The sequence below is a fragment of the Cutibacterium sp. KB22876 genome (assembly GCF_059728865.1).
Window position 1 is genome coordinate 2158904 of the sequence record NZ_AP040858.1, and the last position, 22995, is coordinate 2181898.

Genomic DNA, 22995 nt, shown 5'->3' on the forward strand with positions numbered 1-22995 from the left:
GTGCTATCCATTCCCGAGATTCCTGAACCGGTGACGAAGGCCCTCCACAATGCGCTGGAGATGGGCTATTTCACCACCACCCGTAATGAGACCGGCCGTTTCATGGCCACCTTGGCTGCGGGAGTGCACGGTTCCATCGGGGAATGCGAGACAGGATCCGGTGCCGGAGCTGCCTGGCTGCGTCTGGGGGCCCGCAAGCGCACCAAGGTCATCAGCTACGAGCCTGATCCGACGGTGTGCGCCCGTGCCCGCGAGGTCTTGGCTGACCTCGACATTGACATCATCGAGGGCACCTGGGACGACCTGTTGGAACGCGGACCCTTCGGTCTTCTCTCCGTCCCGATTCGAGTGGCTCGGGTACGTGAGGTCGACGACATCCTCAAGGCTGTCGCCGTCGGCGGTTTGGTCGTCATCGACGACATGCCCCCCAGCCACGGATTCCCCCCGCGCGACATCAATGGCATCGTCGACACCACCAGGCTGGCGTGGCTCACCCACCCGAAGGTCCATGCCACCGAGATTCAGCTAGCCTCCGACATGGCGGCCATCGTCGCCTGCCGCCTGTCCCCGCGCGGCTGAGCAACCGCTCATCATACCTCCTGCACACAGCCCGAGGGCCCGTGGTTGTCCACGGGCCCTCGGCATTTGTCAGCAACCTCGAGCTCAGCGAGCAGCGCTGCCCTCGGTGTAGCCCTCGTCGGTGGCGGCCAGCCAGGAGTACATCTTGCGAAGCTCCTTGCCGGTGGCCTCGATCGGGTGCTTGGCCTCCTCCTCACGCAGCTTCCTGAACTCCGGAGCACCGGCGTCCTGGTCGTCGATGAATCGCTTGGCGAAGGCGCCGGTCTGGATGTCATCCAGGACGGCCTTCATGTTCTCCTTGACATGGTCGTCGACGACCCGCGGACCAGAGACGTAGTCGCCGTACTCAGCGGTGTCGGAGATCGACCAACGCTGCTTGGAGATGCCGCCCTCAATGATGAGGTCGACGATCATCTTCATCTCATGGCAGACCTCGAAGTAGGCCATCTCCGGCTGGTAACCGGCATTGACGAGGGTCTCGAAACCAGCCTGGATGAGATGGGACAGGCCACCACACAACACGGCCTGCTCACCGAAGAGGTCGGTCTCGGTCTCCTCACGGAAGCTGGTCTCAATGCCGCCGGCGCGCAGACCACCGAGGGCCTTGGCGTAGGACTTGGTCAGGGCCCAGGCCATGCCAGAAGCATCCTTCTCGACACAGACAAGCACCGGGACACCGCGGCCGTCGGCGTATTCACGACGCACGATGTGACCGGGGCCCTTCGGGGCGACCATGCAGACATCGACGCCCTCGGGGGCCTCGACGTAGCCGAAGTGGACGTTGAAGCCATGGGCGAAGAAGAGGGCGTCGCCGTCCTTGAGGTGCGGGGCGATCTGCTCGGCGTACAGCTGACGCTGGTTCTGATCGGGGGCCAGGACCATGATCACGTCGGCCTCCTCACACGCTTCCTCGATGGGCAGCACGCGCAGACCCTGAGCCTCAGCCTTGGCGATCGACGAGGAACCCTCCCGCAGACCAACCCGCACGTCAACGCCGGAGTCACGCAGGTTGAGGGCGTGGGCATGTCCCTGGGAGCCGTAACCAATGACGGCAACCTGACGGTTCTGGATGATGGACAGGTCGGCGTCGTCGTCGTAGTAGATCTTTGCCATGGTGTGTTATCTCCTTGTTGTGTTTCGGCCTTCTTGTGTTTCGGTTCGAGGAATTCCTGGTCACCCAGAGCGTTTTGCCCCGAGAGCGGCGGCACCACGGTTGAGGGCCACCTGTCCGGACTGAACGAGTTCGATGATTCCGAACGGCTCCAGCATCTGCAGCAATGCGTCCAGCTTCTCACGTCCCCCGGTCGCCTCGATCGTCAGTGACTCCAGTGAGACGTCGACGGTCTTGCCCCGGAACAGTTCGACGGTGTCGATGATCTTGGAGCGATTCTCGACGTTGGAGCGCACCTTGACGAGGATGAGCTCACGGGTGACCGCACCGGGATCCAACTCGACAATCTTGTGAACCTCGATGAGTTTGTTGAGCTGCTTGACGATCTGCTCGAGGGCCTGGGCGGAGACGACGCTCACCCCGATCGTCATCCGGGACTCGCTGGGATCATCGGTCGGCGAAACGGTCAGGGACTCGATGTTGTATCCCCGGCGGGCGAACAGGCCCGACACCCGGGTCAGCACGCCCGGACGGTTCGTCACCAACACCGACAGCACGTGTCTGGTCATCTCAGTTCTCCTCGGTTCTGTCGTCCGCTGTCGTCCGCATCGTCCTCGTCATCGACGGGTGCGATCTCATCCCCGGCATCTCCCCAGTCGGGAGCCATGTCGCGAGCGATCTTGATGTCGTCGTTGCTGGTCCCGGCGGCCACCATCGGCCACACCATGGCGTCAGTGTGGACGACGAACTCCACGACCACCGGACGGTCGTTGATCTCATTGGCAGTCTTGATCGTCTCGTCGACCTTGTCTGGATCGGTCACGCGGAAGGCCGCACAGCCCATCGCCTCGGCGAGCTTGACGAAGTCCGGCAGACGGTCGGAGTGCAGGTCAGTGTGGGAGAACCTGGAGTCGAAGAAGAGGTTCTGCCACTGACGCACCATGCCGAGCACGTTGTTGTTGATGATGGCGATCTTGACCGGTGCACCGTTGAGGGCGGCCGTGACGAGCTCCTGGTTGGTCATCTGGAAGCAGCCATCACCGTCAATACCCCACACGGTGGCATCAGGACGCCCGACCTTGGCACCCAAGGCTGCCGGGATGCAGTACCCCATCGTTCCGGCGCCGCCGGAGGTCAACCAGGAGCGTGGCTTGTCGTGCGGCAGGAAGTGGGAGGCCCACATCTGGTGCTGGCCCACACCCGTCACGAACACGCTGTCCTCGGGTGCCAGGGCGCCGATGCGCTGGATGACCTGTTGCGGGGAAATCTCGCCCTCGGGCACCTCTTCCCACGACGGCGCGTAGATCTCCTTCATCCGCTGCAGCTGACGCACCCAGTTGGAGATATCGGGCAGTTCCTTGCCCTCCAGGGACTCCGCCAAGCGCGACAGGGTCAGCCTTGCGTCCCCGACAATCGGGACATCGGCATGACGATTCTTGCCGATCTCAGCCGGATCGATGTCGGCGTGGATGACCTTGGCGCCGGGAGCGAAGGTGTCGAGACGCCCGGTGACACGGTCGTCGAACCGAGTGCCAACGGCGATGAGGAGGTCAGCGCGCTGCAACGCCCCGACGGCAGCCACCGAGCCGTGCATGCCGGGCATGCCGAGGGCCAACGGATGTGTGGCCGGTAAGACGTCGCGGGCCATCAAGGTAGTTGCGACCGGGATGCTCGTCATGTCGACCAACCGAGCCAGTTCGCCCGCACCCTCGGCCTTGGCGACGCCGCCACCGATGTAGAGCACCGGACGACGAGCGGCACGGATGAGGTCGGTCGCCTCCTTGATCTGCCTGCCGTGGGGACGAGTCGTCGGCTTGTAGCCAGGCAGGTCGAACTGCTTGGGCCACGTGAACGGGACGACCGAGGTCTGGGCGTCCTTGGTGATGTCGATCAGGACCGGGCCGGGTCGTCCGGTCGACGCGATGTGGAAGGCCTCGGCCATCGCCAACGGGATGTCCTCGGCACGGGTGATGAGGAAGTTGTGCTTGGTGATCGGCATCGTGATGCCGCGTATGTCGGCCTCCTGGAAACCGTCAGTTCCGATGAGGGTGGTACCGACCTGACCAGTGACGGCCACCAGTGGCACCGAATCCAGGTAGGCGTCGTAGAGCGGGGTGACGAGGTTGGTCGCGCCTGGCCCCGAGGTCGCCATGCACACACCCACCTTTCCGGTGGCGACTGCGTACCCCTCTGCGGCATGGCCAGCTCCCTGTTCATGGCGCACCAGGATGTGCCGCACCCTCGCGGAATCCATCAGCGGATCATAGGTTGGCATGATCGCACCACCGGGAAGTCCGAAGACAACCTCGGCACCGAGCTTCTCGAGGCTCTCGATGACGATCTGTGCGCCAGTCATCATCTGTTGATGCCGGGATTTCTCGGTCATGCCATCCTCCATCCGTGGTTGCGAAACGGTGCCCTTCATTGGCGCTGCCAAGATCCTGGACAAGAAAAAACCCTCGCTGCCGAGGTGGCACACGAGGGAGCGTCCTATCCGAGGATGAGGACGCTAACCAATAACAAGAAGCTGGCCGTTCATGCCTTTGAGCTTCGTGCATGAGCGGCCAGCCGTCAACCAATTCGGACAAACGTCCCATATTGTGGACTATCTTCTGTTCGGCTCTCCGGTCACCATGGCAGCAACCTCCTCGACCGGGCGTCGCGGCATGGTCGAACGAATGGCATTGATCCCGGGCTCGCGGTCATACCGCGGAACGACATGGACGTGAAGATGATGGACGCTCTGACCAGCGACTTCACCCGCGTTGGAGACGATGTTGACCCCGGATGCTCCCAGCGAATCGACGAGACGCCGAGCCACCTTCGTCACCATCGGGCTGATACGAGCCAACTCCCCGTCATCGTCGAGAACGCTCGTGACATGCTTCCGCGGGATGACGAGGGTGTGGCCATCCTGGAAGGGCTCGATGTCGAGGAATGCGACCGAGATGTCGTCGGAATCAACGATCGTCGCAGGGATGTCCCCCGCAGCAATTGAGCAGAAAAGGCAGTCCATGAATCATGACTACCACAACAGCTCTCCCTAATGACGATGTTCGCTCAGCGGACCTCGAAACCGGCCTCGCGCAAGCCGTCCTTGACCTGGGCAATCGTCAGGGTGCGGTAGTGAAACACCGATGCAGCCAGGACGGCGTCGGCACCGGCTCGCACCGCCTCGACGAAGTCAGACACCTTGCCGGCCCCGCCCGAGGCGATGAGTGGGACGTCGACTGCCCGGCGTACCGCCTCGATCATCTCGATGTCGAAACCATCCGTGGTGCCGTCAGCGTCCATGGAGTTGAGCAGGACCTCTCCGGCTCCTCGGTCGACGGCTTGACGCGCCCACTCAACGGCATCAAGACCGGCCGAACGGCTTCCACCGTGGGTGGTCACCCCGAATCCGGAGGGCTGGTCTGGTTCCCGTCGTGCGTCGACCGACAGCACGATGACCTGGTTGCCGAATCGGTCGGCGACCTCGTCGATGATCCCCGGGTTGGCGATGGCTCCGGTGTTGATCCCCACCTTGTCGGCACCCGAGCGCAGCAGGACGTCGACGTCGTCAACCCCGCGTACCCCGCCGCCCACCGTGAGGGGCACGAAAACCGTCTCGGCGCAGCGGGTCACCACCTCGCGGGTGGTGGCTCGTCCCTCGCTCGAGGCGGAGATGTCAAGAAAGGTCACCTCGTCAGCACCCAGGCGTCCGTACTCAGCCGCCAATTCCACCGGATCACCGGCGTCGCGCAGACCGACGAAGTTGACGCCCTTGACGACTCGTCCGTCTTTGACGTCGAGACACGGGATGACACGCACAGCCACAGCCATGGCCACAGGCTACCGGGCGTGGCCCCTTGGCCCAGGGGGTGAGCAGGTGCCGTCGGGGGTGAGCGGCGGTCTCACTCCTCCTCGCGGTCCATGGTGACGACCCCGCGCTGCATGGCACCGACCACCTGACGGCAGGTGTGGGCAAGCTCCTCAGAGACTCCGGCATGAGCGATCTGGCCCGCCAGATCACAGACCTGGCGCACCCGGCGCACGAAGTCACCGGCACTCATGTCATCGAGCACCGTTTCCAACCCGGCCCCAGCAGCCCAGGCATAGGCCATCTCCGCGAATCCGATGTCGAGATCGCGAGGACGCTCGATACGGTGATCGCGCTCCAGCAGGCCGATTTCGGCTCGCACGGCTCGGAGCTGGGATTCCGCCGACTCGCTGCCATGGTCGGGCATGCGGTGCAGGTGGCCACGATCACCAGGACGAGATTCGTGGACGATGGTCGACAACACCGCGGCCAGCTGGGGGTAGTCCAGTTTGTCGAAGACACCACGCCGAATGGCCTCGGCCGTCACGAGGTCGAGTTCGGAGTAGATCCCCGACAACATTCGGCCGGCGTCGGTGACGTCCTGGCCCCCTTCACCGAGGTATCCCAGTGCCTCCAGGACGAGCACGATCCGCTCGAACTGGGTAGCGATCGACGTGGCTTTGGCCCGCGCTTTCGCCAACTCTCGCTCGCTGCGACGCGACAGCCTCATGGCACGCTCGGCAAAGCGAGCGTGGGATTCCCGATCCGGGCAGGAATGGCAGGGATGCTGCCTCATCCGAGCCCTCAGCTCACGGATGCGCTCGGCCAGTTCCGCGTCCACCTCGGGACGTTTCGGTTGGATGACCGGCTGCCCCAGACCGTCAAGGACTCGATCGAGGGCCTTACCCAGGGATCGACGATCGGCCTGATTTCCTGGGTGAAAATGGCGCGGAACCGTGACCCCGGCAACCCGCTTGACGGGGGCGTCGACGTCCTCATGACCTAGGCGAATCACGGTGCGGCCCGGGGTCATGACAAGTGGATGCGGACGCTTACCCCGTTTTCCGTGAGTACCGGGGTCGACGACGACAACCCACCCGGCGTACGGACCGGACGGCACCGCGATGACGTCACCCGAGTCGAGACGGGACAGGGAATCGGCGACCTGGCTGGGCCGTTCCCCCTTGCGCAGCCGAGCCTGCTCATGCTCCAGCTCGCCGATCTCCTCACGCATGCGGGCGTACTCCGCGAAATCGCCGTGCTCGCAGTGGGCCGCTTTCAGGTAGGCGTCGATCTCGGACTGGGTCTTACGGCTCCGTACTGCCGAACCACCCAGCCTGCGATCGGTCTGGAACTGGGCGAAGGAGTGTTCCAGCAAGTCACGGGCCTTCTCGCGTCCCATCGATCCGACGAGGTTAACGGCCATGTTGTAGGTCGGGACGAAGGCCGAGTTGAGCGGATACGTCCGTCGCGACGCCAGACCGGCCACCGCACGGGGATCCATCCCAGCTTGCCAGCACACCACCGCATGTCCCTGGGTGTCGATGCCGCGGCGTCCGGCGCGACCGGTGAGCTGGGTGTACTCGCCCGGTGTGATGTCGGCATGGGTCTGTCCGTTGTACTTGACGAGCTTTTCCAGCACGACGGTGCGAGCAGGCATGTTGATACCCAGAGCCAGCGTCTCCGTGGCGATGACGACCTTGAGGAGCCCTGCGACAAACCCTTCCTCGACGATGGCCTTGAGCACCGGCAGCAGTCCTGCGTGGTGAGCGGCGATACCGCGCTCGAAGGCCGCCACGAAGTGGTTCCAGCCCACCGCTCGACGCTCCTCGTCTGTCAATCCCTCGCCGTGGCGCTCAGCGATCCGGCGCAGTTGGCGGGCCTCCCGCTGGCTCGTGAGGACCAGGTCGGTGTTGAGTAATTGGCTGACGGCGGCGTCACATCCGGCCCGGGAGAACACGAAGATGATGGCGGGCAGCAGATTGGCCCTCTGGAGGGACCGCACGACCTGAATGCGACTGGGTTGGTTACGAGGACCGCGCGGCTTGTCACGTCCGCCTCGTCCTCGACGCTGGGCGGAGGCTCCGCCGAACCGGCCACTGCCATAGGAGACATTGCGTTTCCCCTTGCCAGAGCGGCCTCGGGGACGACGGGAGTCGTCCCGCTGGAATCTGGACTCCTCCTTGGCGATGGAGATCAGCTCCGGATTGACGTCGGTGAGACGCCTGTCGCCAAAGAGATCATGGAGTCGCCATCCAACGGCCACGTGCTGGGTCAACGGGACGGGGCGACGCTCGGAGACGACGACACGAACGTCCCCGCGCACCTCGTCCAGCCACTCCCCGAATTCCTCCGCGTTGGACACGGTCGCCGAGAGTCCGACGATCTTGACCTGCGGGTCCAGACCGAGGATGACTTCCTCCCAGACCGGGCCACGGAAACGATCAGCCAGGTAGTGCACCTCGTCGAGCACGACCCAACCCAGGGTGTCGAGGGTGTGGGAGTTGCGGTAGATCATATTCCGCAACACCTCAGTCGTCATGACGACAACGGGAGCTTCCGAGTTGATGGTGACGTCACCAGTCAACAGACCCACCTGGTCCTCACCGTGACGAGCCACCAGATCATGGAACTTCTGGTTGGACAGCGCCTTGATAGGGGTGGTGTAGAAGCACTTCAGACCTGAGGCCAGAGCCAAGTCAGTGGCGTACTCGCCCACCACCGTCTTACCGGCCCCCGTCGGCGCGGCGACCAGGACCCCGGCACCGTCGTCGAGATCCTGACAAGCCGTCACCTGGTAGTCGTCAGGTTCGAAGGACAGCCCTGCGATGAACCGGTCAAGAGTCTCGCTCATGCCTCCAACCTAGCGGCCAGGTACGACCGTCACGGCAGACCGACGAGGTTGACCGCGGATGAACGAGCGACGACGGTCAGTGGAACGTCCCCGATCTCTTCTCCGTCGGCCATCGCAAACATGTCATCTCCATCAATGTCAACGCGTCGGGCGCGCAGGGTCTCCACGAAGTCGAGATGGGTGAACCGGCCGGCGTACAGCAGGGGCAGGCAGCTGAGCAGTGTCCGGCGGGATACGGCATGGATGATCGTGATGTCGAGCAACCCGTCGACGACGCTGGCCGTCGGACAGACCCTCATCCCGCCACCGAAGTGTCCGCCATTGCCGACGGCGATGAGCATGGCGTCGAGCTCTCGGTCCTGCCCATCGATGCTGATCCGGTAGTGCCTGGGAGTGAACTCGGCCAGGGCTGACAGCGCGACCCAGCCGTAACTCAGCGGGCCGAACTTCGTCGTCATGCGGTTGGTACGTCGGTTGACGATGGCGTCGTACCCGGTGGAGACAACGCATCCCACCCAGCAATGCCCGCCGTACACGGCACCTGTGACCTCGGCGAGGTCGATCCGAGTGGGCTGATCAGCCACGATGTGCCTGATCGCATCGTCAACCCTGGAGGGCAGGCCCACCGACGAGGCAAAGTCATTCCCGGTTCCCGATGGCACGATGGCGAGCCGGATCCTGGTCCCTGCGAGATGGTTGAGTCCCAGGTGGACCATGCCGTCTCCGCCCATGACGACGACGCGGTCCCCCTCACCGTCGGTGGCCGCAAACTCAGCCAATGCCTCGTCGGCATTCTGAAAGCTGGTGGTGTGTACGGCATCGACGTCACCGAAGGCCCGCTGCAACTGTGCTGCCGCCCAGGGCTGGAGACGATCAGCGCGGCCGCCACCGGCGGCCGGATTGACAAGCAGACGGGTTGTCATGCGGCGCACTCCTGCCGCGACGCAGAGGTGGGCACGGATCAGTCGATCTGAATGTTGAACTCGGATTTGTCGATGCCCAGGTCATCGGTGTTGCGCTTTCGCTCATTGCTGCGGCAGATCCACTCGGCGATGACGTACATCACGCTCAGTGGTACCGCGAGGGCACACATCGAGATCGGGTCACCGGACGGATTGACGAAGGCGCCAAGGCAGAAGAAGCCGAAGATGGACCACTTGCGCGCCGACTTTAACTGCGCAGACGACAACACGTGGACCAGGTTGAGCAGGACCAGCACGACCGGCAACAGGAAGCTCACCCCGAACAGCAGGATGACGCGAATCTCCAGCGCAAGGAAGGCATTCATGTCCAGCAGGTTGGTGATGCCCATGCCGTGGGGAGTGAAGTTCAACATCAGGGCGATGCCCTTGGGCAGCACCCAATATCCCAGCGCGGAGCCGATGAGGAACAACGGAATGGCCGATCCCAGGAATCGCAGCGCCCATTTCTTCTCGTTGACGAGAAGACCAGGGACGATGAAGGCCCAGATCTGGTACAACCAGACAGGACAGGCTGCGATGAGTCCGGCGACGATGGCCACCCTCATGTTCAACACGAACGGGGCGACGACACCGTTGTTGACGACCTGCAAGGAGGCCGTCGGATTCTTTTCCTTGATCGCGGCGCTGGCCTGCTGGTAGGGATACATGACGATCTCGACCAGCGGCCGGTAGAACACGAAGGCCACGGAGCTCGTGATGACAACCGCGATGAAGGACACGATGATTCGGTAGCGAAGCTCCCGGACATGATCCAGGAGAGACATCGTGCCGCCCTCCCCGGCCTCGGGCGGACGAAATCGGGCAAACCGACGGTGCTCCTCACCGACGGTCTGCCCCACCTCAGCTTGCTCGACCGGAGTATCCGTGGCCATGAGTTGACTCACTCGGTCGGCTTGCTCTGATCCTTGACGACGTCAGCCTCGACGGCCTCGATGTCCTTCTCGGCCTCCTTGTCCTTGCCCTTGTCGAGACCGGCAGTCTCTTCCTTGAACTCACGGATGGCGCGACCGGCACCCTTGCCAACACCGGCGATACGGGAACCACCGAAGAGAACAAGCGCGAGGACGACGATGATGATGATGGTCATGTCATTCGCGATGAGCAGAGGAGCCATTGAGGCTCTCCTTCCAGACTTGGCTGGCACCCTTCCCGCACCACACAGGAGGGCCGCCAGCTCGACGATCGGCGTTCAGGCTACCACGACGCTCACCGTACATCGGGCCTCATCGACTCCTTGCCAGCAGTGGTGTCGAGATCCTCCAGGACGTGAGCCAACTCGTCGAGCCGACTGGTCGTCCGTTCCACGTCGCTCAGCAATGCGACGACCTTGTGCCACAACCAGATCATGCCGACCACGATCTCCACGACAAACAGGACGAATGCGAGGACAAGGACCCACATCCACCACATATCAGGACTCGCCCCCAGCCTCACGCTGTGGCACCTCAATACCGTTGGCGATGGCGGCCGCGCGTGCCAGCTGAATCGCTGGAGCAGCCGCACGAGGCGGATCTACGGCGAGGACATCGGGGCTCAGACCCACCATGAGCTCGGCGAGCCAGGTCGGTGAGGCGACTGCGAACGTCACCTTCCACACGTCCCCATCCTTCTCGACGTGACGCACCGGGTGGTATTCGGCGACCCATCCGGCACGCGGGGCCAGGGTCAGTGTCACTTCATCGACGACATCGGAAAACCACTCAAGAGTCTTGGGCGGACGGCCATGATTTGTGGCGTGACCCACCCTCTTGCCTGTCACGATGCGATCCAGACGCCAGGTTCGCCACTGTTTGCGGGCCATCGACCACCCTACGAGGTAACGATGACCGTCACGAACCTCCACCCGGACAGGATCGACGACCTGGGTGTGCGGGGTGGGGTCATCGCCTCGCTTGTGGACGATCTCGATGCGCCACTTGTTGGCGCAGGCTCCGGTGAACCATTCCGAACGCGGGTCGTAATCGGCCTCCACGCTGGCTTCGACCGGATCCGGACCGGACTGCGGGCAGACCTGGCGCAACTTCTCGACCGCCGACGCCACGGCAGGCCGAACGGTGTCGTCGGCCAGATCGGCGATGACCTGCAGAGCGGCCAGCAGGGACCACGCCTCGTCAGGTGTCAGACGCATGGGGCGTGGCAGGGCATCGGCATTGGTGATCGTAATGGTGCCGTCGGAGTCGACGGCATCCATGTCGATGTCGATGAGATCGTCCGGCATGCCGCCGGGCAGTCCGACCATCCACAGGATCTTGAGATCCGCGATCACCCGGTCGGTGGTCACTCCGAAGACCCTAGCGACCTCGGTGACGGCGACTCCGGGATGGGAACGCAGATACGGGATGAGCGCGAGCAGTCTGGCGGTGTCAGTACGGGCGGTCATGAGGCATCCTCCTCCAACCGCAGGACGGCCTGAATACGATCGGCGAGCACCGTGCGGGCCTTCTCCGGGGCGAGCAGAATGATCCGTCCACCAGCGCGCAGCACCGCGGTGGCGGCCTCGTCATATCCGCCAAACCCGCCGGTGACGACCTCGTACCCCTCAGGAACGGGTCCATCCCACTCCGCACGAGTCGTCATGACTCCCAGACGCACACCGGGAGCGACGGCCATGGTGACGTCGACCTCCTCGGGCTCCGGCGGTTCGAGGCGATTGAGGTGGGCCTCAATGACCTCAGGTTCGGGACTGGTGACGGTACCGGGCTCCCCCACAGTCGTCACCGCAGAACTGATGCGCGAGAGACGGAACAGTCGCGGCTCGTCGCGGTCCACGTCACGTCCAACGAGGTACCAACGTCCCCGGCGCAGAGCCATTCGCCATGGATCGACGGTGCGCTGTTTGCCACCTCGGTACCCGAACCTCACCCGGGACCGGTCGATGGTGGCCCGCCACAGATCAGAGAAGGACGGCGCGTCAGCTCCCGTGACGACCTGCGTGGCAATACCGGCCTCGGTGTCGGGCTCGACACCAGCAGCCCGCAGCTTCACCAGCGCAGAGGTGGAGGACTCGTCAAGAACGGACTCCCGCCACACCCTCGCCGCAGTGGCCAGGGCGTCGGCCTCGGCCTGGGTGAACTGCACGGGAGGTAGCTCGACGTCCGCACGGGGGATGCGGTAACCGACCTCGTCGCCGAAGAAGGTGTCGAGGGTCACGGACTCGACGGTGATGCCGATCCGACGCAGTTCCTCCTTGTCGCGCTCGAAGGAGCGCTGGAAAGCGACCTCGGAGACCCTGCGGTAGTCCTCGATCATGTCGCGCAGCTGGGCACGAGTGAGAGGACGGTCAGTGACCAGGAGAGCGATGACGAGGTTGACCAACCTCTCCGAACGCTGCGCAGCCATCGGCACCCTCCCTTCCAGCGTCACAGCCTACCCATGTGGGCGGGCATGCCCATTCCGTCACAACAATTTTTGCCTACACTGCCGCTCGTGACCGATTTTGCCGCGACCCATTCCTCTCCGCAGCCATCCGCGGCAGCGGGGCGATTCGCTCCGTCCCCCACCTCGACCCTCCACCTGGGGAACCTCCGCACCGCGTTGGCGGCCTGGTTGCTGGCTCGATCCTCGGGACGGCGATTCGTGGTGCGCATCGAGGATCTGGATCAGGCACGGGTGGCGGCCGCCGGAAACATCGCCGCGGCCCAGTTACGGGATCTGGAGATCCTTGGCATCGACTGGGACGGACCAGTGGTCCGACAGTCGGAGCGTCGTGATCTCTACGCCGACGCCGTCGCGGGCTTGGACACCTACCCCTGCTTCTGCACTCGCAAGGAGATCGCGGCAGCGGCCACCGCCCCCAACGAGGCCGACTGGCGTCCATACCCGGGGACCTGCCGAACCGTGACTGCACCACAGCGCGAGGAACGGGCGACGAAACGTCCTCCCGCCACCCGCCTGGCCAGCCAGGTCGACTCCTTCGAAGCCACCGACCTAGCTCGGGGACATTGCCGAGGACGAGTCGACGATCTCGTTCTGGTGCGTAACGACGGCATCCCCGCATACAACCTCGCGGTGGTCGTCGACGACGGACTGCAGGGGGTGGACCAGGTCGTTCGGGCACGGGACCTGTGGTCATCGGCACCGCGTCAGTCCCACTTGGCCGCACTGCTGGGTTTCGAGGCCCCAACCTATGCGCACACCGGTCTCGTCGCTGCCCCCGGTGGTGAGCGTCTCTCCAAATCGGCGGGAGCAGCAGGACTGACCCGGCTCATGGCTGGGGGGATCGACCGCAACCGCATCATGGCGTGGCTGTGCCGGTCCTTGGGGCTTCCAGAAGTCAGCGACCCGCATGACCTCATCGGGTCCGCGGCTCTGACCCCGCCCTCACCCCCGGCCGAGGTCATCCCACTGGATCCCGCTTCCCTCGATGGCCCGTTGGGGTGGTGGAATGACGCCGTCCTCTCCGTGGACGAGTTGTGACAACTGATTCGGCCGGGCCTGTCAGGCAGGACCAGCCGAATCAGTGCCTCAGGACTCCTTCTGAGCCGAGAGAATATCGATGACGTACACCAAGGTCTCGCCCTTCTTCACGGGCGGATTGGTGTTGCCCTCCGGATAGGCATCGGCAGGCGGGACGATGAGCATCACGCGCGAACCGACCGTCTGACCCACCAAGCCCTTCTTCCACCCCGGGATGACCGAGTTCATGGACCCGGTGACGGCCTCGCCGGAGAACCCGTCCTCGATGAGCTCCTTCGAGGACCAGGCGTAGGTGCGGTACTTGACGTCAATCGCATCCTTGGCCGTGACCTTCTTGCCATCTCCCTTGGTGAGGGGCTGGATGACAAGCTTCGACGGCTTCTTGGCGTTGCCGATCGTCACGACCGGGGCTCCATGAACCTCCTTGACGGTTGGCAGGCCGGACGCCGGGGTCACTGCCTCGCCCTTGGCCTTGGTGAGCGGCACACCGACGATGTCGACGACGAAGACGAGGGAATCACCCTTCATGATGCCAGCCTGCGGGGCACCACCCTGGGAATCGTAGGCGTCAGAACCCGGCATCATGATGAGGACGCGATCGCCCTCATGTTTGCCGGCGAGACCCTTCGCAAATCCTGGGACGACCTGGGACAGCGGGAAGTCCACGGTTGACCCACGCTGGTAGGAGGAGTCGAACACCTTTCCGGTACGCCCGTTGACGCCAAGGTAATTCACCTTGACAGTGGCGTTCTTGTCGACCTTCTCGCCGTCGCCCTTCTTGAGCACCTTGGACTGGGTCTTGGCGATGGCCAGCGGCCATGATCCCTCAACCTTGGGTGCCTTGCCGTCCTCGCCGGACACCTTGATCCGATCAAGGTTCGTGACCATGGTCGGCTTCTTGGTCGGAGTAGCCGAGGCCTTCACGCTCGCGGAGGCGGAGGCCGGGGCGCTTGCCGAGGCACTCGGCGACGGCTTGGTGTCGGAGGATGACTTGTTGCAGGAGGCGAGGGCCAGTGACGACACGCACAGTACGGCGGCAAGTGCCGCGGCGCTGACCGGACGATGCTTGTTCGAACTCACCTGCCTGAGATTACCCGAGGGATGCTTCAGCACAATTCCTGCCACTGAAGCGCCTCACAACTCGACGAGGTCGAGAAGCTGCCCCAGCTCCTCTCGCGTGAGCTCGCGCATATCGCCACGTCCCAAACGCCCTAGTCTGACCGGGCCGATCGCCGTCCGGGACAGCCGACGCACCGGGTGGGCAACCGAGTCCATCATGCGGCGCACGATGCGGTTTCGGCCCTCGTGAAGGCTCACCTCGACCAAGGAGTGCTCATCGTTGGCCTGCACGAGTCGCACGGCATCGGGCTTGACCGGACCGTCCTCCAGGGTGATGCCTTTCGTAAGGCGACGAATGACCTTGTCATCGACCCGACCCTCGACGTCAGCCAGGTAAGTCTTGAGAACCTTGTACGACGGGTGGGTCATGCGGTTGGAGAATTCACCATCGTTGGTCAGCAGTATGAGTCCAGAGGTCTCGGTGTCTAGACGACCGACGTGGAACAGACGAATGCCGTGTGGCACTCCCTCGATGTCTGACAGACAGGGGCGCCCTTCTGGATCGTCCATCGTGGACACGACGCCCTGCGGCTTGTTGAGCACATAGTAGACGTGACGTCGGGCAGTAGGTATACGGGACCCGTCGACGCGGATCTCGTCGCGCTCCGGATCGACACGTCGTCCCTGCTCAATGATGAGTTCACCATTGACCTCGACTCGTCCTGCCGCAATCATCTCTTCTGCAGCCCTGCGGGATGCCAGCCCCGCCTGGGCCAGCACCTTCTGAAGCCGGATACCTTGCTCGTCGCTCATGTTCTTCCTCGCGTTGTTCAGTCAGTGGTGAGGAGACGGGCTAGCCGGGATTCCTGGCCGTTCTCCTCCAGATCGGCCAAGGCCATGGCTACCGATGCGCGCACGATACGGCCACGATCGGCGTTGATTCCCTGGGATCGCAGGGCCAACCTGGCGGTCTCCAGAGCAATGAGTTCCTCGGTGGAGACATAGACGGTGATCTTCTCATCGTGGCGGATCCGTCCGCTACCAGCTCGTTTCCCTCCCGATGCGCTCGGCGGGGACGCCTTGGCAGTTTTCGTCTCCGTGTTCTTAGAGGCCTTCGCACGTTCCGGTTCGTGGTTGCCGACGGTGGGCCGGAAGAGCTCGTTGGCTCCCGGCAGGCTCACTCGACGCGGCATCGGGCCAGAACCTCCTTGGCCAGATCACGATAAGCCTGAGCGCCCGGTGACGAGGAGGCATAGCTGGTGATCGGCTCCCCCGCCACCGTTGTCTCGGGGAACTTGATGGTGCGCTTGATGACGGTGTGGAAGACGACCTCGCCAAAGGCCTGGACGACGCGCTCCATGACTTCCCGAGCATGCAGGGTACGCGGGTCGAACATCGTGCCGAGGATGCCGAGGATTTCCAGATCCGGGTTGAGGCGATCCTGCACCTTCTCGATGGTGTCGGTGAGCAGAGCGATACCACGCAGGGCGAAGAACTCACATTCCAGCGGCATGATGACGTAGTCAGAAGCCGTCAAGGCGTTGATGGTGAGCAGACCCAGCGACGGGGCGCAGTCGATGAGGATCATGTCGTACTCGCCACGGACACGATCGATGACCCGCTTGAGGGTCTGCTCACGGGCCACCTCGCTGACGAGCTGCACCTCCGCCGCCGAAAGGTCGATGTTGGCCGGTAGCAGATCCATACCCTCGGTCTCGGTGGGCTGGATGACGTCATGAACGTCGTCGCGCCGGGACATCAGGAGGGTGTAGATCGATTTCTCCAGGGTGTGTGGATTGACTCCCAGCCCCACCGACAGGGATCCCTGCGGATCGAAGTCGACGAGCAACACCTTGCGGCCATATTCGGCCAGTCCAGCACCCAGGTTGATGGTTGTCGTCGTCTTGCCGACTCCACCCTTCTGGTTGCACATCGAGATGACGGTGGCGTGCTTCGGACCGTCGGGAACCGGCGTCGGCTCGGGAAGGTCGGGAAGCGGGCGTCCGGTCGGACCAACGGAGTTCTCGGCAGCCTCCTGGGCCTCTCGGCCCGGCCCGGGGACACGGAACAGCGGTTCGGGGTCAGTCTCGGACACGTGGTGGCCTTCCTCTCGACGTCACGACAACAATCCATGCTCGCACCAACGATAGTGGGCGAACCTGACAACCTCACCCCATCCTCGAGACTGGCCTCAGAGGGCTCGGGGGTGAGAGGACCGGTACACCTCCCTGAGATGGTCGGCCGTCACCAGGGTGTAGATCTGTGTCGTCGTCACCGAGGAATGCCCCAGGAGTTCCTGCACCACTCGGACATCGGCTCCACCGTCGAGCAGGTGGGTGGCGTAGGAGTGACGCAAGCTGTGCGGTGACAGGTGCTCGACACCCAGACCCGCGGCTTGGCCTGCGCGACGAATGACGGCCCACGCTGACTGCCGGGACAACCTCCGCCCACGAGTGTTGAGGAGCAGGGCGTGGTCGCCATGTCCGGCCCCGGCCCAGGAGGGACGTCCTCGCACCAGCCATGCGTTCACCGCCTTCGCCGCATAGTTCCCCAGCGGGACGATGCGTTCCTTGTCTCCTTTGCCGACAAGCCTCAAGCCGAGTTCTGGATCGTCCAGGACGGGACGAATGTCGTCGACGTCAAGGGCGCAGATCTCCGAGACACGCGCACCTGTGCCGTAGAGCAATTCCAGTAACGCCACATCGCGCAGGCCTTCCACGGTCTCCGTGTCAGGTGCCGCCAGTAGCGCCTCGACCTGATCCATGGACAGGGCCTTGGGAAGTCGACGAGAGCGAGTTCCCGGAGAGATGCCAGCCGTCACATCTGTCGGAGTCTGCCCGGCACCTGCGGCAAACCGATGGAGATTGCGCACCGCAACCACAGATCGGGTGACCGATGCCGGGGCCAGTCCCAGGTCGTCGAGATGGCGGCGGAATTCCTCGACGTCGACGCGGGTGACCTCCGGGAGGGATCGGATCCCGCGCGAGTCGAGGAAGTCCTGATAGCGCGCGAGGTCGCGTCGGTAAGCCTGGACCGTGTTGTCGGACAACCCTCGCTCCACGACGAGGTGACGCAGGTAGTCCTCGACCTGCTCACCGACGGTCGACCTCACTCGGCAAGGGCTCCGTTGATGCCACCGGGGCGCTCACGAATTGGCCACGGCGAATCGGCAGGACGCAGCTGGTCGATCCGGCCAGTGCGACGAGCCAGTTCAAGGGCCATGACCCCGGTCACCAGGGTCGGTGACTGGCACTGTCCGGCGTAGATCGCCTCGACGAGGTCGTCCAGCGGCTCCCAGCCAGCTTTCATCGACACTTCCTCACCCTCCAACACGAAACCTTCGGGACGAGGCGCCTCGTGAAGCCCACGAGCCAGGTAGATCCGCAAGGATTCCTGGCATCCGCCCGGGGTGGTGACGATGTCGACGAGGATGCGCCAGTCATCGGCAGCGAGCATGGCCTCCTCGGCCAGCTCCCGCTGAGCTGCCACCAGGAAGTCCTCGCCGTCGACGTCGAGCAGACCGGCAGGCGGCTCGACGAGAACCATGCGCACCGGATGACGGTACTGCCTCACCACCGCGACGCGGTCCTGGTCATCGAGGGCGATGATGCCCACCGCGCCGGGATGGCTCATGTACTGACGATTGATGTGCTCCCCGGACGGGGTGACGACAGCGTCATCGACGAAGTTGCACACCCGACCGGTGGCCTTCACCTGGTGGTCAACGACCTGCCAGCACCCGTCGCGGTCCCAGCGCTCCTGGCTCACTTGTCGGCCTCCTTTTTGGCTACGTCCTTGGCTGTCTCCTTGGGGGCTTCCTTGGCAGTAGCCTTGGCATGCTCGACAGCAGCGGCGACGAGCCCACGGAACAGCGGGTGGGCGTGCGTCGGGCGCGACTTGAGCTCCGGATGGGCCTGGGTGGCGACGAAGTACGGATGAGCCTCGCGGTCGAGTTCCACGAACTCCGCCAGACCGCCGTCAGGAGAGGTGCCGCTGATCCTCAGACCTACCTGCTCGAGGCAATCTCGGTAAGCGTTGTTGACCTCGTAGCGGTGCCGGTGACGCTCGGAGACCGTCGTCGTGCCATAGAGCTCGGCCACCAGGGAATCCTTGGCGAGCTTGGCGGGGTAGGCCCCCAGGCGCATAGTGCCGCCCAGATCTCCCTTGCCGGAGACGGCGTCGACCTGCTCGGCCATCGTCGCGATGACCGGGTCGGTGGTCTGTGGGTCAAACTCACTGGAGGCAGCGTTCTCGATACCGGCCAGGTCCCGGGCGACCTCGATAACCGCGCATTGCATGCCCAGGCACAGGCCCAGGAAGGGCACCTTGTGCTCGCGGGCGTAGCGAATGGCACCGATCTTGCCCTCGACCCCACGGATGCCGAATCCGCCCGGGACACAGATGGCGTCAGCGTCCTTGAGCTGCTGTGCAGCGCCCTCAGGGGTCACGCAGGAGTCCGAGGCCACCCACACCACGTTGGCCTTGGCCTTGTTGGCAAATCCTCCGGCACGCAGGGCCTCCGTCACCGACAGGTAGGCGTCCGGCAGGTCGATGTACTTGCCGACCAGGGCCACCGTCACCTCGTTGCGCGGCTTGCGGACTCGGTCGAGCAGGTCTTCCCAAGTCGTCCAGTCGACGTCGCGGAAGAACAGGCTGAGTTTCTGCACGACGTAGGCGTCCAAGCCCTCGCGGTGCAGGACCTTGGGGATGAGGTAGATCGACGGGGCATCCGGACAGGACACGACGGCCGGGCCCTCGACGTCACACATGAGGGCGATCTTCGACTTGATGCCCTTGCCCAGCGGGCGCTCGGAACGGCAGACGATGGCGTCGGGCTGGATACCAACCTCCCGCAGGGCTGCCACGGAGTGCTGGGTGGGCTTGGTCTTCATCTCACCGGACGGCTTGATGTAGGGAACCAGGGAGACGTGCAGGAAAAAGACGTTCTCCCGGCCGATCTCGTGCCGAACCTGACGGGCAGCCTCGAGGAAGGGCAGAGACTCGATGTCACCCACGGTGCCGCCGATCTCATGGATGACGACGTCGGGGTTACCCTCCTCCATCGCCAACATGCGTTCCTTGATCTCGTTGGTGATGTGAGGAATGACCTGAACCGTGTCGCCCAAGTAGTCACCACGACGTTCCTTGGCGATCACGGCGGAGTAGACCTTGCCGGTGGTGACGTTGGCCTGGCCAGACAGGTTCTCATTGAGGAATCGCTCGTAGTGGCCGATGTCCAGGTCGGTCTCGGCACCGTCCTCGGTGACGAAGACCTCACCATGCTGGAACGGGTTCATCGTTCCCGGATCGACGTTGAGGTAGGGGTCCAGCTTCTGCATCGTGACCTTGAGGCCACGAGCCTTGAGAAGAGACCCGAGGGAGGAGGCCGTGAGCCCCTTTCCCAAGGAGGAGACGACTCCTCCGGTGACGAAAACGTGCTTGCTGGAGTGATTGTCGGTGCCCACGGACCTCCAGCCTAACGGATGGCCCAAGGTCTCGGCCAAAGCGGCCCGGCTGGCGGACAGTCGGCGACGGCCTTGTCAGTCCTGTCCCGCAACCTCGTGCAGCAGGTCATGAGCGTGCTCCAGACCAGACTCCGAGTCGACCATGCCGCTCATCATCCGGGACAACTCGATCTCGCGCTCGGACCCGCCGACCTCTCTCAGACCAGAGCTGGTGACGGCTCCGTCGGAAGCCTTCGTGATGACGACATGGGTGTCGGCGAAGGCGGCGACCTGGGCCAGGTGGGTGACGACGACGACTTGGTGACGACGTGCCAGTTGACGCAGTCGCCGCCCAATCTCGATGCCGACCGCACCTCCGACACCGGAGTCGATCTCGTCGAAGACGAAGGTCTGTGGGGACTGGGTCTGTGCCGCGACGACCTCGAGGGCCAGCCTCACTCGCGACAACTCACCACCTGAGGCCGCCTTGGACAGCGGCGCCGGATCCGCACCTGGGTTGGACGCCAGCATGATCGTCACGGCATCGGCACCTCGCGGCCCCATGGGAGCAGGGTCGACGCGAAACTCCAGCCGAGCGTGTGGCATGGCCAGGGCCGCCAACTCCGGCTTCACCTCGGCAGCCAACCGGACGGCGGTCCGGCGTCGCACAGCACTGATGCGGTCGGCCGATTCCCGCAGCTGGGAGCGCAACTTCTCCACCTCACGTCCCAGGGCATCGAGATCATTGGCAGCGGGATCGAGTTCGGCAAGACGCTGTCGATCCGCGGCGGTGGTCTCCAGCAGATCGTCAAGGGTCGTCGTGCGGGCCCTCAACAAGCGCTGAATCGCCGCCAGCCGTCCCCCCAGTTCTTCGAGACGCTGCGGATCGGACTCGGCGCGGGCGGCATGGCCGGCCACTGATGCGGCCAGGTCTGTCAGGTCGTACGACATCTGGCGAGCGCGCTCAGCCAGTTCGGCAGCTTCCGGATCGACGTCCCCGGTGCCGTCGAGCTCGTGAACTGCCTGTTCCAGGAGGGCCAGCGTTCCCGGTTGAGGCCCGGTGGACGTCTCCAGACCGTTGAGGAGGACATCGGCCCTGCGCAGCGATTCTCGAATCGACTGAGCTGCTTGGAGCCCCGCCATCTCCGCGATGAGGTCGTCGTCCTCATGGGGCTGTGGATCGACGGCGTCGACCTCTCCCACCCGTCGGGACAGCACCTCGCGCTCCATCTCGGCCCCGGCGCGATCCTCATTGAGGCGGTGAAGACGCTGGGAAGCGGTGCGAAATTGCGTCCATAACTGGGAGTGACGCTCCAACTGCGCGGCTAGTTCCTTACCAGCGGCACGGTCCACGACGTCGAGCTGACGCGATGCATCCACGAGGCGAACCTGCTCGGACTGTCCGTGGATCGTCACCTGCTCCCCGACGACCTCCGCCAACTGGTTCGCGGCGACCTGGGCCCCTCCCAGCAGAGCCCGGGAACGACGCGTCGTGATGTGTCGGGCGCAGATGACCTCACCGTCCTCGACGGTTCCGCCCAGGTCATTGATGCGATCAGCGTCAGGAACATCGAGAACGGCCTCGACGACGGCTCGGTCGCGACCATGGCGAACCAGTCCGGTGTCGGCCTTGTCCCCCAGCAGCAGGCCGATGCCGGTGACCACCATCGTCTTGCCGGCGCCCGTCTCGCCGGTCACCGCTGTCAACGCGGAAGAAGGCTCGAAGACAGTCTCGTCAATGACACCCAGCCCGCAAATCCGGACACTGAGAATCACGAGCTCTCCCCCGGATGATTACGTCCGCGCCCCTGGCGCCACCCACTGACCGGAAGCTCAAATTTCTTGACCAGACGGGAGGTGAAGGGTTGTGCGGCCAGGCGGGCAATGCGCAAACGATCGGGGTGACGCACGACGGTGATCCTCTCCCCCGGTCGCACTGTGCAGGAGCGGCGTCCGTCGCACCACAGCACCGCGGATTCCGAACCATCTGGCTGGATGTCGAGGTCGACGCGAGCTGCTGGACTCATGACAAGGGGACGAGCGAAGAGGGCATGGGCACTGAGCGGCACCATGAGCATGGCATCGAGATCGGGCCACATGACCGGGCCGCCGGCGGAGAAGGCATAGGCGGTGGAGCCGGTCGGAGTGGAGACGAGGATCCCATCACAACTCCAGCGCTGCACGGGCAATTCGTCGACGGATGCCAACACGTCGAGCATGCGGCGTCGGGCTGCTTTCTCCAAGGACAACTCATTGACGGCAAACGAATTCCAGCGATGCTGACCGGAATGCTCGGTGACGGCGATCTTGAGGACCAGCCGGTCCTCAACGGTGTATTCGCGCGAACAGACCTTGTTGACCAGGTCAGCCATGTCGGAGCGTTCCAATTCGGCCAGGAATCCGACATGTCCCAGGTTGACGCCGATCATGGGGACGTGCCGAGGGAGGGACCACTCCGCCGCCCTCAGGATCGTACCGTCACCGCCGAAGACGACGACGACCTCAGCCTCGTGGGTGAACTCTCCGAGAGCCTGGACCCGAATTCCGGGCAGCTTCTCCGTCATCGGTTCCACCTGATCGTCGGGAACGGCGCAGCCAATGTTCCTGCTATCCATCTCGGCGATGAACTCGGCGGCCGCGTCAAAGGCGTCGTCACGAGTGGCATGGGTGACGACGACAACGTATCTGGAAGGGCTCGTGTCGTTCACGTCACCACAGTAGCGGCCCAGTGTGACCTGTCCGGCCCGCTT

General features: G+C 64.1%; 23 protein-coding genes. 2 read left to right on the plus strand and 21 right to left on the minus strand.

Features of this window, described 5'->3' with window-relative positions:
• A complete protein-coding gene (locus tag AC6I1W_RS09825; RefSeq protein WP_036976641.1) occupies positions 1 to 579 on the plus strand; it encodes an O-methyltransferase in 579 nt (192 codons plus the stop codon).
• Between the two features lie 84 nt (positions 580 to 663).
• Here the strand turns inward: AC6I1W_RS09825 and ilvC are convergent, their stop codons facing one another.
• From ilvC to AC6I1W_RS09885, 12 genes are all read right to left on the minus strand, one after another.
• Positions 664 to 1692, minus strand: coding sequence for a ketol-acid reductoisomerase (gene ilvC / locus AC6I1W_RS09830; RefSeq protein ID WP_016667806.1), 1029 nt, complete (start codon positions 1690 to 1692; stop codon positions 664 to 666).
• A gap of 60 nt (positions 1693 to 1752) precedes the next feature.
• Positions 1753 to 2259, minus strand: a complete 507-nt coding sequence (ilvN, locus tag AC6I1W_RS09835) for an acetolactate synthase small subunit (protein WP_004810963.1) — start codon at positions 2257 to 2259, stop codon at positions 1753 to 1755.
• A complete protein-coding gene (locus AC6I1W_RS09840) occupies positions 2256 to 4088 on the minus strand; it encodes an acetolactate synthase large subunit (protein ID WP_117189222.1) in 1833 nt (610 codons plus the stop codon). Before AC6I1W_RS09840 ends, ilvN begins: the two co-directional genes overlap by 4 nt.
• Positions 4089 to 4295: 207 nt before the next feature.
• Positions 4296 to 4706 (minus strand): HIT family protein, encoded by a 411-nt coding sequence (locus AC6I1W_RS09845; protein ID WP_016667808.1) that lies wholly within the window; start codon positions 4704 to 4706, stop codon positions 4296 to 4298.
• A 44-nt stretch (positions 4707 to 4750) separates the two neighbouring features.
• On the minus strand, positions 4751 to 5512 hold the full coding sequence (gene hisF, locus AC6I1W_RS09850; RefSeq protein WP_016667809.1) for an imidazole glycerol phosphate synthase subunit HisF: 762 nt from the start codon (positions 5510 to 5512) through the stop codon (positions 4751 to 4753).
• A gap of 71 nt (positions 5513 to 5583) precedes the next feature.
• A complete protein-coding gene (locus AC6I1W_RS09855; RefSeq protein ID WP_117189224.1) occupies positions 5584 to 8343 on the minus strand; it encodes a DEAD/DEAH box helicase in 2760 nt (919 codons plus the stop codon).
• Between the two features lie 29 nt (positions 8344 to 8372).
• Positions 8373 to 9266 carry a diacylglycerol/lipid kinase family protein gene (locus AC6I1W_RS09860; protein WP_117189226.1) on the minus strand — a complete coding sequence of 298 codons (894 nt, stop codon included), beginning with the start codon at positions 9264 to 9266 and terminating at the stop codon, positions 8373 to 8375.
• Positions 9267 to 9304: 38 nt separating this feature from the next.
• Positions 9305 to 10198 (minus strand): twin-arginine translocase subunit TatC, encoded by an 894-nt coding sequence (gene tatC, locus AC6I1W_RS09865; RefSeq protein WP_065674033.1) that lies wholly within the window; start codon positions 10196 to 10198, stop codon positions 9305 to 9307.
• Between the two features lie 8 nt (positions 10199 to 10206).
• Positions 10207 to 10440, minus strand: a complete 234-nt coding sequence (locus tag AC6I1W_RS09870) for a twin-arginine translocase TatA/TatE family subunit (RefSeq protein WP_004810948.1) — start codon at positions 10438 to 10440, stop codon at positions 10207 to 10209.
• A gap of 92 nt (positions 10441 to 10532) precedes the next feature.
• On the minus strand, positions 10533 to 10736 hold the full coding sequence (locus AC6I1W_RS09875) for a hypothetical protein (protein ID WP_004810945.1): 204 nt from the start codon (positions 10734 to 10736) through the stop codon (positions 10533 to 10535).
• A 1-nt stretch (position 10737) separates the two neighbouring features.
• Entirely contained in the window at positions 10738 to 11706 is a 969-nt protein-coding gene (locus tag AC6I1W_RS09880; protein ID WP_065674031.1) for a WYL domain-containing protein, read from the minus strand.
• A complete protein-coding gene (locus AC6I1W_RS09885; RefSeq protein ID WP_015582539.1) occupies positions 11703 to 12665 on the minus strand; it encodes a helix-turn-helix transcriptional regulator in 963 nt (320 codons plus the stop codon). The genes AC6I1W_RS09880 and AC6I1W_RS09885 overlap by 4 nt, the downstream gene beginning before the upstream one ends.
• 45 nt (positions 12666 to 12710) lie before the next feature.
• Between AC6I1W_RS09885 and gluQRS the strand changes: the two genes are divergently transcribed.
• Entirely contained in the window at positions 12711 to 13742 is a 1032-nt protein-coding gene (gene gluQRS / locus AC6I1W_RS09890; protein ID WP_117189228.1) for a tRNA glutamyl-Q(34) synthetase GluQRS, read from the plus strand.
• A gap of 48 nt (positions 13743 to 13790) precedes the next feature.
• Here gluQRS and AC6I1W_RS09895 read toward each other — a convergent pair whose 3' ends face one another.
• The 9 genes from AC6I1W_RS09895 to AC6I1W_RS09935 all read right to left on the minus strand — a co-directional run bounded on the left by AC6I1W_RS09895 (position 13791) and on the right by AC6I1W_RS09935 (position 22974).
• A complete protein-coding gene (locus AC6I1W_RS09895) occupies positions 13791 to 14867 on the minus strand; it encodes an FKBP-type peptidyl-prolyl cis-trans isomerase (protein ID WP_311734330.1) in 1077 nt (358 codons plus the stop codon).
• A gap of 9 nt (positions 14868 to 14876) precedes the next feature.
• Positions 14877 to 15614: a pseudouridine synthase gene (locus tag AC6I1W_RS09900; RefSeq protein ID WP_016667813.1), complete on the minus strand. Its 738-nt coding sequence runs from the start codon at positions 15612 to 15614 to the stop codon at positions 14877 to 14879.
• 17 nt (positions 15615 to 15631) lie between these two features.
• On the minus strand, positions 15632 to 15994 hold the full coding sequence (locus tag AC6I1W_RS09905) for a hypothetical protein (protein WP_065674029.1): 363 nt from the start codon (positions 15992 to 15994) through the stop codon (positions 15632 to 15634).
• Positions 15979 to 16896, minus strand: a complete 918-nt coding sequence (locus AC6I1W_RS09910) for a ParA family protein (protein ID WP_065674028.1) — start codon at positions 16894 to 16896, stop codon at positions 15979 to 15981. The genes AC6I1W_RS09905 and AC6I1W_RS09910 overlap by 16 nt, the downstream gene beginning before the upstream one ends.
• Positions 16897 to 16992: 96 nt before the next feature.
• A complete protein-coding gene (locus AC6I1W_RS09915; protein ID WP_065674027.1) occupies positions 16993 to 17913 on the minus strand; it encodes a site-specific tyrosine recombinase XerD in 921 nt (306 codons plus the stop codon).
• On the minus strand, positions 17910 to 18569 hold the full coding sequence (locus AC6I1W_RS09920; protein WP_462552638.1) for an NUDIX domain-containing protein: 660 nt from the start codon (positions 18567 to 18569) through the stop codon (positions 17910 to 17912). Before AC6I1W_RS09920 ends, AC6I1W_RS09915 begins: the two co-directional genes overlap by 4 nt.
• Positions 18566 to 20266 (minus strand): CTP synthase, encoded by a 1701-nt coding sequence (gene pyrG, locus AC6I1W_RS09925; protein ID WP_117189232.1) that lies wholly within the window; start codon positions 20264 to 20266, stop codon positions 18566 to 18568. Before pyrG ends, AC6I1W_RS09920 begins: the two co-directional genes overlap by 4 nt.
• A 75-nt stretch (positions 20267 to 20341) precedes the next feature.
• Positions 20342 to 22021 carry a DNA repair protein RecN gene (gene recN / locus AC6I1W_RS09930; protein ID WP_065674024.1) on the minus strand — a complete coding sequence of 560 codons (1680 nt, stop codon included), beginning with the start codon at positions 22019 to 22021 and terminating at the stop codon, positions 20342 to 20344.
• Complete coding sequence (locus AC6I1W_RS09935) at positions 22018 to 22974, minus strand: NAD kinase (RefSeq protein ID WP_171048576.1); 957 nt, start codon at positions 22972 to 22974, stop codon at positions 22018 to 22020. The genes recN and AC6I1W_RS09935 overlap by 4 nt, the downstream gene beginning before the upstream one ends.
• Positions 22975 to 22995 lie beyond the last annotated feature (21 nt).